Below are 16,634 nucleotides of genomic sequence, written 5' to 3'. Positions count from 1 at the left end.
CTGGAGTAGCGCCTTGCGGACGCGCTGCTCCACCTGCTGACGCGCCCAGCTCAGGGCCTCGTCACACGATGCAAAGCACGGAGCGTCGGCCCCGCGTTGGCACGGGCCGAAGCCGGCCTCCAGAAACCAGCGACCCCGGTGCTCAGGCTGCCTGCCTTCACCCTCCTTGAGGCGGGTCACCACCGCGACCAGCCGCTCGTCCACGAAGAGGAGGCAACCCTGGTGATCGGGGCTGGCGGTGTTCAGCAACACGGGTTGGCAGTGTGCAGATGGCGACATCGGTTGGCTCTGGAGCGGCTGGGGCAGAGGCGACTTTATGAGGTCACCGAGAAGCCGGTGAACTTGGCGGGACCAGCTCGACGTCGGCCGGATCCGGGATGTAGGCGCACCAAGCACACTGACCGTTCTGCTCCGCTACCGGCGCATTGCGCTGTGAGCAGAGGGGGCAGACGTGCAAGAGGATCCGGCCGCCCAGGGAGGAGCCTTGGCCACGACCCTTGAACGTAACGGCCTGATAGGCAGAACTGACTGGTAGCGCTGCCATTTGAAGCCAGACGGTAATTGTGCTTTGGTGTTCTAGAAAAGAGGCCGCCCACATAGGGCGGCCTGAAGTCTAGGGAGGAAACGCCCATGGAGGGCTGCGAGGCCACGACGCCATCGCGGCCTCACGGATGTTGTTTATGCTGCATTGCAACAACATGAAAGTGTGAATTCTGGACAGCATGCCTGCATTTCATGCATGGCCAATAGACGAACATCCTCAAGCATCCCGACCGTGTATGCTCCAGCCTGATTGATCGCCATGCAGGCAGACCAGCACGTTCCCAGGTTGCGAGCGGCTGGGTTAGGGCTGTACCGCCCTTCGCACACGCAGGCAGCCCGTTCGCGTAAGCGCGGCGTATGGAACCAGAGCCTCCGGCTCTCGGGAGAAGCCTGCAGCAGGGTGCGTTTCGGTGGGGAGTAGACCTCCGGCACGCGTCCTCGTCTGCGTTCCCCGCTTCTGGACAAGCGCGCGGCTCTCCGCGCGTAGCTGATAGCGTCCTGGATCTTGATCATCTGGACCGTGCGGCTCTTGCGCCGGGCCGCTGCTCGTTGTCGAGGTGCGTGGACTGAGTCCCCTCGGATCAAGCTGCGCATACCGCAGCATGCCAGACCAACCACAATCCCCTTCTGCGGCATGGGGAGGGGTAGTCGCGTGCGCCTGCGATCTTGGGTGTGAGCCGCTTCCCGACGTCATGCAGGAGATCGCGATGACGCGGTTCGACATCACGCGAGCGAACACGGTGATCGATCGTCTGTGAGGCGACGCGACCGGCGCGCGGCAGCCCGTCGGCGGGCGCGACGGATCGGTGATCTTCCTGAACCAGCCCGGATCCACCCAGGTCTTTCACGAGGAAGCGACCATGCCTGTCACCAGACGGATCTTCACTGCCGGGGCCGCCATAGCGCCGTTCGCCGGACCGGCCCTGCCGCGCGCCTGGGCGCAGACTTCGGCTCAGGACGCTCTCCTCATCGGCAAGTCCGCCGCGGCGGACCCGCTCGAGCTGGCGACGGACGCCTACATCTACGGCTACCCGCTCGTCACCATGGAAATGACTCGGCGTGTCCTGACCAACGTGGCTGCGCCCGAAGGCAAGAACGCCCCCATGGGCCAGTTCGCCAACCTGCGGGAGTACCCAGATGCCAAGTTTCGGGCCGTCACCGCTCCCAACGCGGACACGCTCTACTCCAGTGCCTTCGTTGATGTCGGAAAGGAGCCTTACCTCCTCAGCATTCCGGACGAGGACGGGCGCTACTTCCTCATGCCGATGCTGAGCGCCTGGACGAACGTCTTCGCGGTGCCGGGCAAGCGCACGACGGGCACCGGCCCGCAGACCTACTTCATTGCCGGACCCAGCTGGAGCGGCGACGTACCGTCCGGCGCCAAGCTCATCCTGGCCCCCACCAGCCTGATCTGGATCCTCGGTCGGACCTACTGCACGGGCACGCCGGAGGACTACAAGGCCGTGCACGCGCTGCAGGATCAGTACAAGCTCGTTCCCGCGAACATGATCGGGAAGCCCTACACGCCTCCTGCCGGCCGGGTTGATCCGAGCGTCGACACCAAGACGGCTGTGCGCGAGCAGGTCAACCGCATGGACGCGGCGACCTACTTCAACCTACTGGCTGCCCTGATGGAGGACAACCCGCCGGCGCTCGCGGACGGGGTTCCGGTCGCCAAGATGGCCTCGCTCGGCATTGTGCCTGGTCGGCCCTTTGATCCGGCAAGCCAGTCGTCTGCCGTCCGAGAAGCGATTGAGAGGGCGCCAAAGGAAGCCATCCCTCGCATCATGGGGCACCTGAAGACGACGGGCCAGCACGTCAACGGTTGGACCTTCACGACCAACGGCGGCGACTATGGCAAGGACTACCTGCAGCGCGCGTTAGTGACGGCGGTCGGGCTCGGCTGCAACCTGCCGCAGGACGCGGTCTACCCGCTGACGACAGTCGATGCTGCAGGCCGGCGGCTGGATGGCGCCTCGAAATACGTGATGCGCTTCCCGGCCGGCGAATTGCCGCCGGTCGACGGGTTCTGGTCGCTGACAATGTACGACGCGGACTACTTCTTCGTCGAGAACTCGATCAACCGCTACACCGTCAGCCCGCGCAACGACCTCAAGGCCAACGCGGACGGCTCGGTCGACCTGTTCATCCAGAACGAGAGCCCCGGATCCCAGCACGAGTCGAACTGGCTGCCGGCGCCGAAAGGACCGTTCGTGCTGATGATGCGAACCTACTGGCCGAAGCACGCGGTGCTGAACGGCTCCTGGGCCCCGCCGCCCGTCACGCGCAGCACGGGCGCGTCGCTCTGAGCCGCCCGGCCTGAAACGGCCGGGTCCGCCGACGGGTCTCAGTATTTGGCGACGACCGCCTTGGGCTCTGGCGCGGGCCTGGGCGGCGCAACCCAGAGCGGTGCCGCGACGGTCAGCCAAGTCGCGGTGCCCTCGAAGCGGTTGCGCGTGTCGAACTCGCGCAGCACCCGCACGCTCGTCGAGACCGGGATCTCTCCGAGCTTGAACGTGTAGCCGATCGAGCCGCCGAGCGCGGTCACCCGCCCCTTGAAGGGTCCGACCCGGTCGCCGCGGCCGCTGTCGCCAGTGAGCTGATCGTAGAAGTAGCCGACGAGCCCGACGGTCAGTTCCTTGGTCAGGTACTTCGAGGCCGACCACTCGACGTGGAACTCGGTGCCGGTCAGGTACTGGGTGGCCGGGTTGATCCAGTTGAAGGTGAAGCCTGGGACCACCGAGAGCTCGTAGCCGAGGACCGGGTCGAGGTAGGTCATGGCTCCGGAGAGGTCGAGCGCCGGGCGGTTCAGCGAGATGTTGGACAGCTGGCCGGTCTGGTAGGTGCCGGACGGGATGACCCCCGTGAGGGTCAGGTTCCAGTGGAAGTTGCCCGAGTGCCACCCGATGAAGGACGAGGCGTAGATGTCGCCGAGGTTGAAGACGGCGTCACTCTCGCGGCCGGCAATGATGCGGTCGATGCGCGGCGAGAACAGGACGGCTCCGGCGTTCACGGCCGGGGTGCCGTATGGGATCAGCACCTGGAAGCCGAGTGAGCCGCCGAACAGTTCCACCGGCGTGACCCAGATCGGATTCGCCACGCCAAGGTAAGTATCGAGCTTGACCTGGGACGCGACCACACCGCCGCTCTGGAAGACGCGGCCCGCCGCCAGGTCCCCCTGGTAGAAGAAGGCGTCGTTCTCGAAGTAGAAGCCCGGCGGAGGCGTCACACCCGCAAGGGGGCCGCGAAACCCGAGCAGATACACGCCTTGGGCCGACTCGGCGGCCTGTGCGTCTGACGCAGGTTGCAGCCCGGCCGCGCACAGGAGTGTCGTCAGCAGCGCTTGCCGAGCTCGCGACATGAACACGTCTTCCAACTAACCGAGATGCGGTCAAGCTTTCATGAGCCGTGTAGGTCGTCAAGGCTGTATGTTCGATTTAGCCACTACGTCGGCTTGTTCGCCGGGGTTGTGGCCGAGGTACACCAGTACGGCGCACGGACTGCACTGATCCCATACGCCGCTCCAATTCGCATGGCCGAGAGGCTGTCAGATCCGTATGGGCATACCCAAGCGGGCATATGTCGTCGAGGGCGCACCACACTTGGTAGCGCGCGGCCGTGAAGGCGCCATCCAGGGCCCGCTCGCGCGGCGCACGTCATCCGGGGCGGGCGCCTTTGGAGAGGCGTCCGCCTTAAGCCTCACGGCTGCCGCTACTGGCCCGTGGGCATCGGAAGGGTGATCCCCTCCTTCGCGAGCGCGTCACGGACGGATTGCAGCCGCTCGTACTGCGAGATCGTGATAGGACCTGTGTAGACCTCGCTCTGCAGCTTACGCGGTGGGTACTGCACGTACGTCTTCATCAAGTTCTTCACTGCCGCGCTCATTGTCACGAGCGTCCACGTCCGCTCGGTGTAGTTGTTCATGAAGACGTCGTAGCGCTCCTGCGGGTCCTGCCAGAGATCGAAAATCTGCGGAACCGTCGCGACGTACTTGCTGGATCCCTTCCAGCCCAGATTGGTGTCGACCGCGAGGGCGCCAGTGGCGGCGCCGTCGTCGCCGCGCAGGTTGAACACCGCCTTGTAGTTGCCGACGCGGACCGCGCCCGGGCTCAGCTCGTCCTCGGTGAAGTAGAACCACGATTTACGCGCGGACTTACCCGTCCCGAGTAGCACCGGCGACATGTCGTAGCTGTCGAAGATCATCGGCTGGCCGTCGCGGTCTTTGTCCGGCAGCGTGAGGCCCGCGACCGAGGCGAAGGTGGCCATCAAGTCGAGGCCCCCAACGATGTCGTGGTTCTTCGTGCCGGGCTTGATCTTGCCCGGCCAGACCGCCATTGCCGGCACCCTGTTGCCGCCTTCGCGCACGGTGCCCTTCGTGCCCCGGAAGGGGGTGTAGCCCGCGTCGGGGTAGACGTCCTGCCACGCGCCGTTGTCAGTCGTGTAGAAGACGAGCGTGTTCTTATCGAGCCCGAGCGAGCGCAGCTTGTCCATGATCCGCCCGATCCGGGCATCGAGCTCGACGACCGAGTCGGCGTACTTACTCTTGGAGAGCGATTTGTGCTCGAACTCGGGGGCCGGCATGTTCGGTTGGTGCACCTTCATGAAGTTGACGTTGATGTAGAAAGGGCTGCCCGCCTTCGCGGCGTCGTCGAGGAAGCCGAGCGCGGCTTTCTCGACGTAGCTGTCGAAGAATGGGATGCCGACCACGCCGGCCTTGCCGTCGACGACGGGGGTGTTCACGTACTGACCGTTGACTTTGAAATCCTCGACGGCCTTCTCGCCAGCCTTGCCGGACAGGGCTCCCCTGGTGACCCTCTGGAACATGGCCCTGAGCTCGGGGTCCATGTCGGGGAACCAGGTCGGGTCGGCGTAGGTGTAGGCGTTGAGGTGATAGAGGCCGCAATACTGCATGACGTCGTAGCCCTGGGCGTTGGGCAGCGCGTAGTCGGCCTCGCCGAGGTGCCATTTCCCCGTGAAGTAGGTCTTGTAGCCGCCCTGCTTCAGCACCGAGCCCAACGTCCACTCGGCGGCCGGCAAGCCGCCGCCCTGGCCCTGGAACGCTACCGTCGTCATCCCGCTGCGGTTCGGGATCCGCCCCGTCTGCATCGCGGCCCGGCCCGGGGTGCAGCTGGGCTGGGCGTAGAACGAGAAGAAGGTCATCCCGTCCTCGGCGAGGCGGTCGATGTTGGGCGTGGGCATGCCCCGTCCCTCCCCGCCGCCGTAGGGCCCGAGGTCGCCGTAGCCGGTGTCGTCGGAGACGATGAAGAGGATGTTGGGCTTCTGCTGCTGCGGCGCCTGGGCGAAGCTCGGCACGGCCGGCGTCGCCGCGACCAGGGCCGTCGCCCCGATCAGCGCCGCCCTCGTGGAGCGCGGGCGGCTCCGGCCCGACGGACCCGGGGTGAATGCACGATCATGGGTCATGAGACGCTCCTTTCCCTGACGACGCAGCGGAAGCCGACGTGGCTCGTCGAGGTGTCGACCGGCTGGGGCAGACGTGCCGCCGGTCGGTAGCGGCTGCAGAAGTTGGGCGCGCACAGGTGCGATCCGCCCTTCAGGACCCGGCGGGCGATCCGGATCTCGGGCAGGCGCGGGTCGTAGCTGCGCTCCTCCGTGCCGCCGCGCGGGTCCCGGGGGATGCAGCAGGCCTTCGGTGCGTCGGCCGGGTGCCGGTCCGCGAAGTAGTCGCTCGTCCACTCCCAGACGTTGCCGATCATGTCGTGCAGGCCGTAGCCGTTCGGCGGGAAGGCCTTGGCGGGCGAGGTGCGTGCGAAGCCGTCCTGCGCGAGGTTCTGCCAGGGGAACTGGCCCTGCCAGGTGTTGGCCATGTGCCGCCCGGCCGGAGTGAAGGCGTCGCCCCAGGCGAACTCGGCCCCTTCGAGCCCGCCGCGGGCGGCGAACTCCCACTCGGCTTCCGTGGGCAGGTCCTTGCCGGCCCACCGCGCGTAGGCGAGCGCGTCGGCGTAGGTCACGTGCACGACGGGATGGTTGTCGAGGCCGTGCAGGGTGCTCCTCGGGCCGTAGGGGTGGCGCCAATCGGCTCCCTCGAGCAGGGTCCACCACACGCCCCACAGCCGCAGGTCGACGGGGTGGTCTGGCGGCGTGAAGACGATAGAGCCGGCGTACAGCAGATTGGGGAGGGCGCCCGGGTAGTCCTTCGGGTCGGGCCGCCTCTCGGCGAAGGTGACGTGGCCGGTCGCGCGCACGAACTCGCGGAACTGCCGGTTGGTCACCGGTGTCTCGTCCATCCAGAAGCTCCTGACCGCCACGCGATGAGCAGGCGCCTCCTCGGGGTAGTGCCGGTCCGACCCCATGCGGAAGGTCCCGCCGGGGATCCAGCGCATGCCCGGGCGAGCCTCAGATTGCGTCGCGGGGCTGGTCTCGTCGGCGAGGGTGGTCGACCTGCGCGTCTCGCCTCGGTTCAGGGCATCGACACTTCCGGTGTCGTTGACGCGCGATGGTGCAGCAAGCGCGCTCCTGACCGGGCGCTGGGCTGCGCCTCGGCGCGGAGGAGTTCGCGATGGCCTAGGCATTGTCGTCGGCCTACATCTGCAAGCACGTGAGCAGGGCGACGTAGCTCGGCGGCCCCCCGATGCTTGTCTCCTGGACGCAGTTGTCGCGGCGTCGTGTCTGGAAGCCGGCCCATTGCTGCTCGACTTGCGTCCGTGCCTGTGCTTCGTCCCTGAGGCAGTTCCGGTCGACGTTGCCAGTTCCTCCTGCGAGGGCAGGCGCCGCGCGGCAGGTCGCCTCGATGTCATAGCGCGGAAACTCACCGCCCAAGGCGGCCGAGGTGGTCAGGACGATGAATACCAGGCCTGCTGAGCGGAACATGGGGTTGGCTCCTAATGCGTTAGCCGAGCGCATCGGGACTCAACTGCGCCTAATCCAAGCTGCCTTGGTCTGGTCGTCAGCCCGGCACGGCAATCCAATGGCACCTCAGCGACAGGACAGTAATTCCGCTGCGGGGCAGCGCTTGATCCAATGAGACAAGACAACACGCATGCGCTGCAGCCGAACGTGATCCCGGGTGTTTTCCGCTCACCGTCTCTGAAGGTTCTCAGTCGCCTAGATGGCTGTACGGACCTCGGTGAGCCTACGCTCGGTCGCTCTCCCGTGGAGAACCTCCTCCTTCCAAGAGAGCGGGGTTTTCGCGACTACTCTCACTCATGGGCAGTGGCTGCGGTGAGACGTTACGGGCGGTAGTTGCAAGCCGATCTGTATGGAAAACGACCGTTTTCCTGACAAGGTCGGAAAGCGCTTCAGCTGATGCGCCTGACGCGAGCAGCCCGTGCAGCTGAGGATGTCAGACAAACCTGTCAGGTTATCTGCTGGGCAGAGAGATGCGTGGTCGCGGACGCGGACGATGATGCGGTCGTGGCAAGGGCCTCGTACAGCGCCGTCTTGCCCACCTTCAGCCGCACGCCCGCCTCGCGCACCGTCAGCCCCTGCCCGATCAGCGCCTGAGCCTTGCGCAGCACCTCGGGCGTCACCACCGGCTTGCGGCCGCCCTTCCGACCGCGAGCGGCCGCCGCGCTCAGACCCGCGCGGGTTCTCTCCCGGATCAGGTCGCGCTCGAACTGCCCCAGCGCGCCGAAGAGGTGGAAGATCAGCCGCCCGTTCGGGGTGGTGGTGTCGATCTGCTCGGTGAGCGAGCGCAGCCCGATCCCTTGTGCCTCCAGCCGCTGCACCGTCTCGAGCAGGTGGCTCATTGAGCGGCCCAGGCGGTCGAGCTTCCAGATCACCAGGGTGTCGCCCTCGCGCAGGTAGGCGAGGGCCTGGGCGAGGCCGGGCCGCTCGGCCTTGGCGCCGGAGACGCCGCGGTCCTCGAACACCCGCGAGCACCCGGCCGCCCCGAGCGCGTCGAGCTGCAGCTCGGGTTTCTGGTCCTGGGTGGAGACGCGGGCGTAGCCGATCAGGGTCACGGGTGCCTCGGTGTTCCGCCAACTCGTCCGGCAATCAATCTGTCCGCTTTCTCATTGTCAAGCTTGATTGGCGGACATTCCGGGCCGTTCCGCCAAACCAGCGTTTCCCGGACCGGGCCAGGGAGCGCCTCAACCCGGCCGATTGGGCGCTCTCAATCAGCTTGACCATTCAAGAGCCGCGTGGACTTACTCAACCTCGTCATCAACACGAGAGAGGAACGAGGCCGGAATTTTAATCCCGAGTTTTTTAGCTTTCTGAAGATTAATAGATAAATAGAATTTTGTATTGAGCTGGACAGGAAGTTTATTAACTTGAGCTCCATCGATTATTTTCTTAACGTATTTGGCTGCATTTTTATAGGCATCTGATTCCTCAGGGCCGTAAGCTACGAGTGCCTCGTTTAGCGTTGTAGCTTTGTTATAAGCTGCTACCGGAACGCCGTATTTCTCAGAAATAGTGTTTATTTTCTGACGATAAACAAAATTAAAGCTATCATTCATCAACACCAATCCGCATTTATTTTCTGAAAGTGAATAAATTAGATTTTCTATTTCTTGATCGCTGAGAACGGGAGATAGTATAGGTAGAACATTAAGAGACTTTGATGTTTCATTAAAGGGTCCGACGTAGTACTTATAGTATGGTGCCGTGTTAGGATTATAAATCATCGATACGCACGACATTTCCGGAACTAATTCCTTAAGAAATTGTACCCATTTACCAGCAATAGTGCCCTCTGAATTTACAAATCCTGTCACGTTTTTCCCTGGAATGGCCAGACTTTCTACGAACCCACTGCCAACTGGATCAGCTACAGTTGCAAAAACAATAGGTATGGTTTTGGTTTCCTGCAACAGGGCGCGTACTACGGGTGTGGTTGCGGCAAAAATCACGTCAGGCTTGCTAGAAACGATTTTCTTGGCGTGAATCTTTGCAGTTTCGGGACTGCCCTCTGACCAGTAATAATCATATTTTATAACCATATCTTTGGGCGCATCGCCGTTCAATGTATCCGAGAACTTCTTTAACAAAATTTTCGCTATCGCATCTTTTTCAGAAAAGTTAGTTATTACTGAGATTCTTTTCTCTATGAAGCGCTCCTCACCAACAGCAATACGTGAGCTGATCATTAGTAATAAAATCTGGATCAGGATTAGCTTTATCATGGTTGTGTGCCCCATTCGCGGTAAATGCCGATTGTGAGAGGTATAGTGCTCAGCGCATAGGTTGAATGCAATGATGCTGAGAAAACCTACCTCGTATGATACCAAGATCGCCTATGAGCCGCCGCAACCCGCGCAGAGCGTACGACGAGAACGGCGGCGAGATCCCGCCGCCCACGCTGGCGGACCTCCGCGCCGAGGGCGACCGCACCGCCTTCGTCCACTGCAACGCCACCGGCTGCGGCTACGAGGCGACGATCAGCACGGACCAGTTCCCCGCCGAGATGCCGTTCCCGGACATCGCCCTGTCCCTGCGCTGCGTGCGGGTCGAAGGAGGTCGGCGTCATGCGCGACGTCGTCGGGATCTACGCTCGCCCGCGCGAGCGCACCGGCTGGGGCATGACCTGATCAGGCCCGCTGCCGAGGCGGTATGGCGCTATCGAGCGGGATTTGTTGCAGCCATCTGATCACACGATAGACAAAACTAACGGAAAGCCTCACTCTGACACAGACCCGCAAAGGCGAAGGGTTGCAGGGGAGGATTAAGATGGTGCTCAGGACCGTCAGTGTTCTAGCTGGATTTCTACTTGCAAGCAACGCTCTTGCTGCCGAACTTCCAAGGCAAGGGAATGATAGTTATACTACGAATTATGTGAATATGTACTCGAATCTTATAAAACTCGGCGAGCGTACCGTTTCGATATATGAGAGCAACGGCGTTACGCGCAACGACAGTGGCGGACCAATGTTCAATGACATGGCCACACGCTGTCTTGGTATGCGCGAGGTTGTGGATGGGGTAGTCCTAAATCGCGGCAGTTGCATCGACATGGATAAAGAGGGCGATCAGATTTTCACGACGTACGAGTCGAAAGGACCAAATGGAATTCACACTTTTATTGGAGGAACGGGCAAATACACTGGCATTTCAGGGACTGCAGAATTTAACTACAATCCACTTAAAAGCCCTGAAAACGCACGAAATATGGTAATCGTCCCCCATAGATCAAATTGGAAGCTGCCTACGAAGTAGGGCGTACGTATACGAAGCAAAAAGGCCCGCCGCAGCCGGAGCCGGGCGGGCCGAAGACATCCCCACATGATCGAGAGCATCGTGCACCCGCACGCCCGGGGCGATCAGGCGCCGCCCGCCTGGGGGCCTACGACCGAAACCGACCCAACACAGGCATGGAGTAGATCCGCTTGCCGGCATTCTGATCGACCTTCACTGACCGGGTCTGGCGGTCTCGGACAGCGGCATCGGGCTGCCCTCGACGACGACCCTGTACTGAGCCAGTAGGGTGAGGTCGGTCGTGCCATGACAGCGGCGCCCCGATATGCACAAGAGCAGGAATGGACTTCTCGAACGACGCCGTGGGGCTGGCCGCTTGGCTCCCGCCGGGCCTTTCTGCCGACGGTGCCGCCGTCCTCCTGGCTGCGAGCCTGCTCGGCGGCCTCGTGCGCGGGTTCACCGGCTTTGGCTTCGCGATGGTGTTCATGCCCCTCGCCTCGGTCGTCCTAGGAGCGGTCAAGGCGCTGGGGCTGATCTGGTTCATCGACTTGCCCTTTGCGCTGCCGATCGCTGCGCGCGGCCAAGCGCGCGGCGTGGGACGAGATCCTGCCGCTGCTCGTGGCGGCGACGCTGTTCCTGCCCGCCGGCATTTGGCTACTGACTTGGCTTGACCGCGAGACGATGCGCTGGGTTTTAGCCGTGCTGGTTGTCGCGGCCGTGGCTGTCATGGCCTCGGGTTGGCGTTACCAGGGACGCCCGACCCTCCGCCTCTCGCTTGGTGTCGGTGCCTGCTCGGGGCTGTTCAATGGCATGGCCTCGATCGGCGGCCTGCCACTGGCGGTGTTCTGGTTGGGTGCGCAGCGCTCCAACCGGCACCGGACCCGCACCAACCTCCGGGTCTTTGTCGGTGCTTCAGCGCTCGTCAGCGGCACGCTCCTGTGGTGGAAAGGCATCCTCGCCGGCGACGTCCTACTGATGGCCCTGCCGCTACTCGCGATCTACGGTGTCGGCCTCTGGGCGGGCGCGCACGCCTTCCGTCTGGCCTCGGAGGCCAGCTTCCGGCGCGCCGCCTACGTGGTGATCCTGGCCGGCGCCCTCGTTAGCCTGCCGCTCTGGGACGCCTCGCTGGGACGATGAGACGTCCTTGAATATGTCGTCCATGTGATCGCGCAGCCGCGAGTAGCCGCCCGACTTGGACCTGAACTGCGCGATCCCGAACGCCCCCGAGCGCGAGTTCACCGAGGTGAGGCCGCCGCCGGCCTCCGCGGCCGATCAGCGCGCCACCAGGGCCTTCGCACGCAGCTCCGAGGCGCCGCCTTCGCCAGAGCACGTCGACCGCGTATTGCCGCCGCTCCGCCGTCCACCGCCGCCAATGCCAGCGTTGCCCGGGAACTGTGGGAGAGTGCCGCCCAGGGCCGGCGCAGAGCCGCCGCGACCTCCGCCCCCCGTCGGCCCCGGGACGCCGATCTTCTCGACGGCGCGACCGGCCTCGGTCCAATCCTTCTGGAACGACTTGACGCCGTCATCCTTGGCGACGCGCTGAAAGGCTCCCTGGAGCTTCGCGAGCGGCGCCGAGAGCTGGTCGTCCACGCCGATCCTGAAGCGTAAACTTTCATCGGCCATCGTCTAATTACCTATATGACGATTGAGGCAGCATCTTAGACTAACGTCTTGCGCATGAGCTTGCGCAGGTTGTTGAATTTGCTATATATAGAACTATACCAGAGTGGAAATGCAAAACGGAGGAAAGCAGTGGAAACAATTCAAGATAATATTACGAACGTCAATGTCGATCTTGTAAATAATAAAATCACAGGATCTACAAGATTAGTTGTTGATATTGTAGCCGCTTACGTGTCTAACAACTCGGTTCGGCCAGACGACCTGCCGAACCTAATCGCATCCGTAGGTGCCACTCTCGGTGACCTCGGAAAGCCCGCCGCGCCTCCGGCCGAAGAAACGCCAAAAGCCACCCCGGCCCAGATCCGGAAATCGATCACGCCGGACGCTCTGATCAGCTTCATCGACGCGAAGCCGTACAAGTCGATGAAGCGGCACCTCACCAAGAACGGTCTCACGCCAGACGAGTACAGGCAGAGATATGGCTTACCTAGGGACTACCCGACGGTCGCGCCCAACTACGCGGCTCAGCGGTCGGAACTCGCGAAGCAATTAGGGCTTGGGGCCAACCGTCGAGGAGGCGCAAGGGGCAAGTCCAAGTAGCTTACGCACCGCGACACGCTGCCCCCTCCCACCCGCGTGAGCACGGGAGGGGCAGGCGGCCGAGTGCTGGCCGCCCCCTCTCTCCCCATACCAAAACAAGTCCAAAGATAGGGATAGAACATAGCGGCTACATACCGTAATCACGCGGCAAAGATTGCCAGTGCCGCTTGACTTTGCCAGCTTAATTGCCGATCCAGCGCGACTTCATAGCGTTCGAAGCTTCAACAAAGATGGCAAAATATGGCCGAGATGAGAGAAAACGCTCCTGAGATTGACACGATCGAACTGACAGCCGCGATCACCGCCGCTTACGTGTCGAAGAACGCCATCCCGGTGGGCGATCTGCCGGGGGTGATCGCCTCGGTGCACGACGCGCTAATCCAGCTCTCCAAGCCGCCGGCCGCCGAGCCCGCGCCCCTCGTCCCGCCCGTGCCGATCAAGAAGACGATCACTCCGGACTTCCTGATCAGCCTGGAGGACGGGCGCCAGTACAAGTCGCTGAAGCGTCACCTCTCGACCCGGGGGCTGACGCCCGAGCAGTACCGGCAGAAGTGGGGCCTGCCGCCGGACTACCCGATGGTGGCGGCGAACTACGCCGCGCAGCGGTCGGAACTCGCCAAGGCGAGCGGCCTCGGCCAGTCCCGCCGCGCCGCGGGCCAGAAAGGCAAGTAGGCGGGACCCGCCTACTCGTCAGTGGGGTCGCGGCCCGCCTCGGGGTCCGTCACCGCGACCTCGGTCTGCGAGAGGTCTACCCATCGAGAACCGACGCGGGCGCATAACCTCCTACGTGGTGGCGGGATTGCTGGCCCGGGTCAGCCACGCGAGCGTTTCGCTCTCAGCTTGGCGCACCGCGGCCTCGAACTCCTCAGCATTCTGCACGAGACCAAGCTCCCTGAACCGGGCCGCGACGCTCCTCAGTTCCTCGGCGCGCCGTTCCTGCTCCGCGGCCTTCCTCAACCAAGCCTGCCGCAAGAGGTCGTGAAGTTCGCAGTGGTACCCTGTAGGCATCCCAACAACACCGCGCACCGGTCCCACAGGGCAACTGGGCGGCCGGGGTCTCGGTCGCCTACCGCACCGCCCTGAGTGAGAGGCAAGCCGATGCGTGGATGCAATCTAGTTGCGCTTGGCCGAAACGCTTCGCTCAAATGAGTTATGCGGACCCACGACCACCCTGAGCATCAGCGCCAGCGCTGGTTTACACCGTTCGCTGGAAGGGCAAGCGGCGACCTCTGGCTTACTGCAGTCCGGTCGCCTTTGAAATCGTGATACTCGCCGCACTTGCGGCCAGTATCCTTAACGCTTTAACAAGCGCTCAGCCGGCATAAGCCGCTGCCAACATAACGAGAGGAAGATGGGATGAGACGCGAGTTAATCTATTGCGCACACCGCATTCGCCAGGAAAATGGAATTTTCACCGCGCGAGAGGCGGTTCCCGGACCTCAGTCTTTCGAGTTCTTCTCCAAAGATCTTGCTCGTGTTCAGGAGGCTATTGAGGAAATATGGGCTGCTGAGCGCAAGACTTTACCGATGCCAGGATGGTTTAGAGGCGCCCTGGTTTCCCGAAAGCACGCGCGGATCGACCTTGACAGCTTGGCGTGACTGCAGCCTGTGCCTCCGCACAGGGCAGCGCCCAGGCGCGGGACTGCCCGTGTCCCGGGACGGCATAGGTGATAGGCAGCTCGGCCGGCATGGGCGGGCTCGTAATGAAGAGGTGAGGCGCGGGCCCGATTTCCCCTCACCGGTCGAGCGTGATCAGGGCTGCCGGTCAGGCCCGCATCTCATGCAAGCTGTGCTATTCGGCCCAACCAACGGCGCCCATCCGCGCAAACCGCGGAGCGGTGCTTTTGTCCCCAGCATCGACACCAAGATCGGCAAACGCCGCTGGCGGCTCGCTCAGTGGTTCGCGGCCATGCTCGGGCAGAGAGGGCTTCGCCTGGGGGCTCATTCCCCATCTGTCAGCCGTACACGAGCGCGTCGTACCTAGCAGACGCCGAGCTGATGCCGGCGAGAGTTTTTGATGCTTCTCGGTCAGATGAATTGACAAGCCAAACATAAAGCTTCAGCTTGCGCGCGTTTCTCGCGTAGGAACTCTCGATGAGTGAACAAGCCGCCTCTGACCATATTCAGCTGGTCAGCGACATCGTCTCAGCCTTCGTGTCGCACAACAACGTCCCGGCAGTCGAGCTGCCGAACCTGATCCGGGGCGTCTACGAGAGCCTGGGCAGCCTCGGGAAGCCGGCCGAGCCGGAGCTGGTGAAGCTCACACCGGCCGTGCCGATCAGGAAGAGCGTGACGCCGGATGCCATCATCTCGCTAGAGGACGGCAAGCCCTACAAGTCGCTCAAGCGCCACCTGACGGGGCGGGGACTCACGCCTCAGCAGTACCGGGAGAAGTGGGGCTTGCCGCCGGACTACCCCATGGTGGCCGCCAATTACGCCGCTGCTCGGTCCGAACTCGCCAAGCAGATCGGGCTTGGACAGAACCGTCAGAGGGCTGCGGCCGAGAAGCGTGCTGCCGCTGACGCCAAGGTGAGCGCGCCGGCCGAGCCGAAGGGGGGCCGGGCACGGCCGAAGAAGGCTGACGCGTAAGGATGGGGCAGGCAGGGGATTAGCAAGCCTTCGGCAAGCTTCCTTGCCCTGCCATTCACCGCGCTCCTTAGCTGAGGGTTCAAGGTTGCCTCCTACTCTGCCCTCATGACTTCGGGGCTGGGAGGCAGAACCCGAGGCGGCCGGGCAACGTCCCGGCCTACAGAGACAGCGACATCGCGAAGGCCTCGCCCCGCGGCGGGGCCTTCTTCGTCCGTCGTTCATCCGGTCGTGATTAGGCTTTCGGCGCTCACCGAGGCCCGCAAGCATGCGCCTGATCACCCTGACCCTCCCGCTCATCGCCCTCCTCGCTAGCCCGGTGCTGGCCCAGACAACGGATCCTGGAGGGCGCACGACGCCGACGCAGAACCCCTTCGCCCAGGGCGCCGCCCCGGCTACGAGGCCGGCGGCCCCGGCTCCCGCTGGCAAGACCACCCCCGCGCCGGCCCAGAAGCCTGCGGCCCCCGCCCAGAAGCCAGCTGCTGTCGCGCCCGCCGGGGCGCTGTTCCCAACCGCGATCTCGCCCAAGTACGCCAGCGAGCCGGCCGGCAAGGCGCGCCAGAAGACCTGCGTGGACCAGTACAACGCCAACAAGGCCGCGGGCGGCGCCGGCAACGCCGGCATGACCTGGATCGAGAAGGGCGGCGGCTACGGGTCCGCGTGCAACAAGCGCCTCAAGGGCTGACCCGTCCTTCCGAGATAATGGTAGGCTTACCGTCTTGTTGAGGAGGCGAGCATGATCCCGACCATTCGCCGCAGCGTTGCCGCCCTGGTTCTGTCTCTGCCGTTCGGTCTCGCCGGTTCGGCTGACGCGGCGGGCGAGAAGCAGACCTTCAGGGCCACCCTGAACGGGACGAGCGAGGTGCCGCCCAACCAGACCAAGGGCAGCGGGGAGGTCACCGCGACCTACGATCCGGAAACGAAGACGCTGAACTGGAGAGGCAGTTACAGCGGCCTGACAGGGTCGGTGACGGCCGCTCACTTCCACGGCCCGGCTGCGCCGGGCCAGAACGCGGGCGTGCTGATCCCGGCTCCGGCTGCTACGAGCCCGTTCGAGGGCTCGGCGGCGCTGGACGAGGCGAAGGCGGCGGACCTGCTGGCGGGCAAGCTCTACTTCAACATTCACACGGCCGAGAACCCGAAGGGCGAGATCCGCGGGCAGGTGGAGCGGGCACCGTGAGGAGCTG

17 protein-coding genes are annotated in these 16,634 nt (G+C 63.6%); 10 read left to right on the top strand and 7 right to left on the bottom strand.

The genetic code is table 11. The features are described 5' to 3' along the window. The first annotated feature begins 1,403 nt into the window (after window positions 1-1,403). Window positions 1,404-2,852, top strand: a complete 1,449-nt coding sequence (locus tag M446_RS32705; protein ID WP_012336375.1) for a DUF1254 domain-containing protein — start codon at window positions 1,404-1,406, stop codon at window positions 2,850-2,852. A gap of 38 nt (window positions 2,853-2,890) precedes the next feature. On the opposite strand, the gene M446_RS32700 is transcribed toward M446_RS32705, so the two are convergent. The 6 genes from M446_RS32700 to M446_RS36200 all read right to left on the bottom strand — a co-directional run bounded on the left by M446_RS32700 (window position 2,891) and on the right by M446_RS36200 (window position 9,593). Further along, window positions 2,891-3,772: a transporter gene (locus tag M446_RS32700; RefSeq protein WP_265576486.1), complete on the bottom strand. Its 882-nt coding sequence runs from the start codon at window positions 3,770-3,772 to the stop codon at window positions 2,891-2,893. A 482-nt stretch (window positions 3,773-4,254) separates the two neighbouring features. Further along, a complete protein-coding gene (locus M446_RS32695; protein ID WP_012336373.1) occupies window positions 4,255-5,964 on the bottom strand; it encodes an arylsulfatase in 1,710 nt (569 codons plus the stop codon). Further along, the gene (locus tag M446_RS32690; protein ID WP_012336372.1) at window positions 5,961-6,884 is read right to left on the bottom strand and encodes a formylglycine-generating enzyme family protein; all 924 of its coding nucleotides are present in this window, start codon (window positions 6,882-6,884) and stop codon (window positions 5,961-5,963) included. The genes M446_RS32695 and M446_RS32690 overlap by 4 nt, the downstream gene beginning before the upstream one ends. Before the next feature lie 199 nt (window positions 6,885-7,083). Then, window positions 7,084-7,371, bottom strand: a complete 288-nt coding sequence (locus tag M446_RS32685; protein ID WP_012336371.1) for a hypothetical protein — start codon at window positions 7,369-7,371, stop codon at window positions 7,084-7,086. 485 nt (window positions 7,372-7,856) lie between these two features. Then, window positions 7,857-8,462, bottom strand: a complete 606-nt coding sequence (locus M446_RS32680; protein ID WP_012336370.1) for a recombinase family protein — start codon at window positions 8,460-8,462, stop codon at window positions 7,857-7,859. Window positions 8,463-8,648: 186 nt separating this feature from the next. Continuing rightward, window positions 8,649-9,593, bottom strand: coding sequence for an ABC transporter substrate-binding protein (locus M446_RS36200; protein ID WP_265576485.1), 945 nt, complete (start codon window positions 9,591-9,593; stop codon window positions 8,649-8,651). 149 nt (window positions 9,594-9,742) lie between these two features. Here M446_RS36200 and M446_RS32675 point away from each other — a divergent pair, with 149 nt between their 5' ends. From M446_RS32675 to M446_RS32665, 4 genes are all read left to right on the top strand, one after another. After that, the gene (locus M446_RS32675; RefSeq protein ID WP_012336368.1) at window positions 9,743-10,093 is read left to right on the top strand and encodes a hypothetical protein; all 351 of its coding nucleotides are present in this window, start codon (window positions 9,743-9,745) and stop codon (window positions 10,091-10,093) included. An 80-nt stretch (window positions 10,094-10,173) separates the two neighbouring features. Continuing rightward, window positions 10,174-10,659, top strand: coding sequence for a hypothetical protein (locus M446_RS37810; protein WP_150108782.1), 486 nt, complete (start codon window positions 10,174-10,176; stop codon window positions 10,657-10,659). Between the two features lie 320 nt (window positions 10,660-10,979). Then, entirely contained in the window at window positions 10,980-11,309 is a 330-nt protein-coding gene (locus M446_RS38440; protein ID WP_043701906.1) for a hypothetical protein, read from the top strand. Then, a complete protein-coding gene (locus M446_RS32665; protein ID WP_168169183.1) occupies window positions 11,257-11,775 on the top strand; it encodes a TSUP family transporter in 519 nt (172 codons plus the stop codon). The genes M446_RS38440 and M446_RS32665 overlap by 53 nt, the downstream gene beginning before the upstream one ends. Window positions 11,776-11,910: 135 nt before the next feature. Here the strand turns inward: M446_RS32665 and M446_RS36580 are convergent, their stop codons facing one another. Then, complete coding sequence (locus M446_RS36580) at window positions 11,911-12,228, bottom strand: hypothetical protein (RefSeq protein WP_168169122.1); 318 nt, start codon at window positions 12,226-12,228, stop codon at window positions 11,911-11,913. 162 nt (window positions 12,229-12,390) lie between these two features. Between M446_RS36580 and M446_RS36195 the strand changes: the two genes are divergently transcribed. The 5 genes from M446_RS36195 to M446_RS32635 all read left to right on the top strand — a co-directional run bounded on the left by M446_RS36195 (window position 12,391) and on the right by M446_RS32635 (window position 16,627). Further along, window positions 12,391-12,861, top strand: coding sequence for a MucR family transcriptional regulator (locus M446_RS36195; protein WP_012336367.1), 471 nt, complete (start codon window positions 12,391-12,393; stop codon window positions 12,859-12,861). A gap of 240 nt (window positions 12,862-13,101) precedes the next feature. After that, entirely contained in the window at window positions 13,102-13,533 is a 432-nt protein-coding gene (locus M446_RS32655) for a MucR family transcriptional regulator (protein WP_012336366.1), read from the top strand. Between the two features lie 1,422 nt (window positions 13,534-14,955). Beyond that, window positions 14,956-15,450: a MucR family transcriptional regulator gene (locus tag M446_RS32645; RefSeq protein ID WP_012336363.1), complete on the top strand. Its 495-nt coding sequence runs from the start codon at window positions 14,956-14,958 to the stop codon at window positions 15,448-15,450. A 265-nt stretch (window positions 15,451-15,715) separates the two neighbouring features. Next, entirely contained in the window at window positions 15,716-16,132 is a 417-nt protein-coding gene (locus M446_RS32640; protein WP_012336362.1) for a hypothetical protein, read from the top strand. A 51-nt stretch (window positions 16,133-16,183) separates the two neighbouring features. Further along, window positions 16,184-16,627, top strand: a complete 444-nt coding sequence (locus tag M446_RS32635; RefSeq protein ID WP_012336361.1) for a CHRD domain-containing protein — start codon at window positions 16,184-16,186, stop codon at window positions 16,625-16,627. The last annotated feature ends 7 nt before the right edge of the window (window positions 16,628-16,634 follow it).

Origin of the sequence: Methylobacterium sp. 4-46 (assembly GCF_000019365.1) — a bacterium.
Taxonomy (GTDB): Bacteria; Pseudomonadota; Alphaproteobacteria; order Rhizobiales; family Beijerinckiaceae; genus Methylobacterium.
Note: the sequence above shows the minus strand (reverse complement) of the source record. Positions and strands in the feature narration are given on the sequence as shown.

What these genes read in the sequence shown, in the direction of transcription:
- M446_RS32705 (WP_012336375.1), top strand. Translation starts at nt 1,404, where the DNA reads ATGCCTGTCACCAGACGGATCTTCACTGCCGGGGCCGCCATAGCGCCG.
- M446_RS32695 (WP_012336373.1), bottom strand. Translation starts at nt 5,964, where the DNA reads ATGACCCATGATCGTGCATTCACCCCGGGTCCGTCGGGCCGGAGCCGC.
- M446_RS32690 (WP_012336372.1), bottom strand. Translation starts at nt 6,884, where the DNA reads ATGCGCTGGATCCCCGGCGGGACCTTCCGCATGGGGTCGGACCGGCAC.
- M446_RS32685 (WP_012336371.1), bottom strand. Translation starts at nt 7,371, where the DNA reads ATGTTCCGCTCAGCAGGCCTGGTATTCATCGTCCTGACCACCTCGGCC.
- M446_RS36200 (WP_265576485.1), bottom strand. Translation starts at nt 9,593, where the DNA reads ATGATCAGCTCACGTATTGCTGTTGGTGAGGAGCGCTTCATAGAGAAA.
- M446_RS32675 (WP_012336368.1), top strand. Translation starts at nt 9,743, where the DNA reads ATGAGCCGCCGCAACCCGCGCAGAGCGTACGACGAGAACGGCGGCGAG.
- M446_RS37810 (WP_150108782.1), top strand. Translation starts at nt 10,174, where the DNA reads ATGGTGCTCAGGACCGTCAGTGTTCTAGCTGGATTTCTACTTGCAAGC.
- M446_RS38440 (WP_043701906.1), top strand. Translation starts at nt 10,980, where the DNA reads ATGGACTTCTCGAACGACGCCGTGGGGCTGGCCGCTTGGCTCCCGCCG.
- M446_RS32655 (WP_012336366.1), top strand. Translation starts at nt 13,102, where the DNA reads ATGGCCGAGATGAGAGAAAACGCTCCTGAGATTGACACGATCGAACTG.
- M446_RS32645 (WP_012336363.1), top strand. Translation starts at nt 14,956, where the DNA reads ATGAGTGAACAAGCCGCCTCTGACCATATTCAGCTGGTCAGCGACATC.
- M446_RS32640 (WP_012336362.1), top strand. Translation starts at nt 15,716, where the DNA reads ATGCGCCTGATCACCCTGACCCTCCCGCTCATCGCCCTCCTCGCTAGC.
- M446_RS32635 (WP_012336361.1), top strand. Translation starts at nt 16,184, where the DNA reads ATGATCCCGACCATTCGCCGCAGCGTTGCCGCCCTGGTTCTGTCTCTG.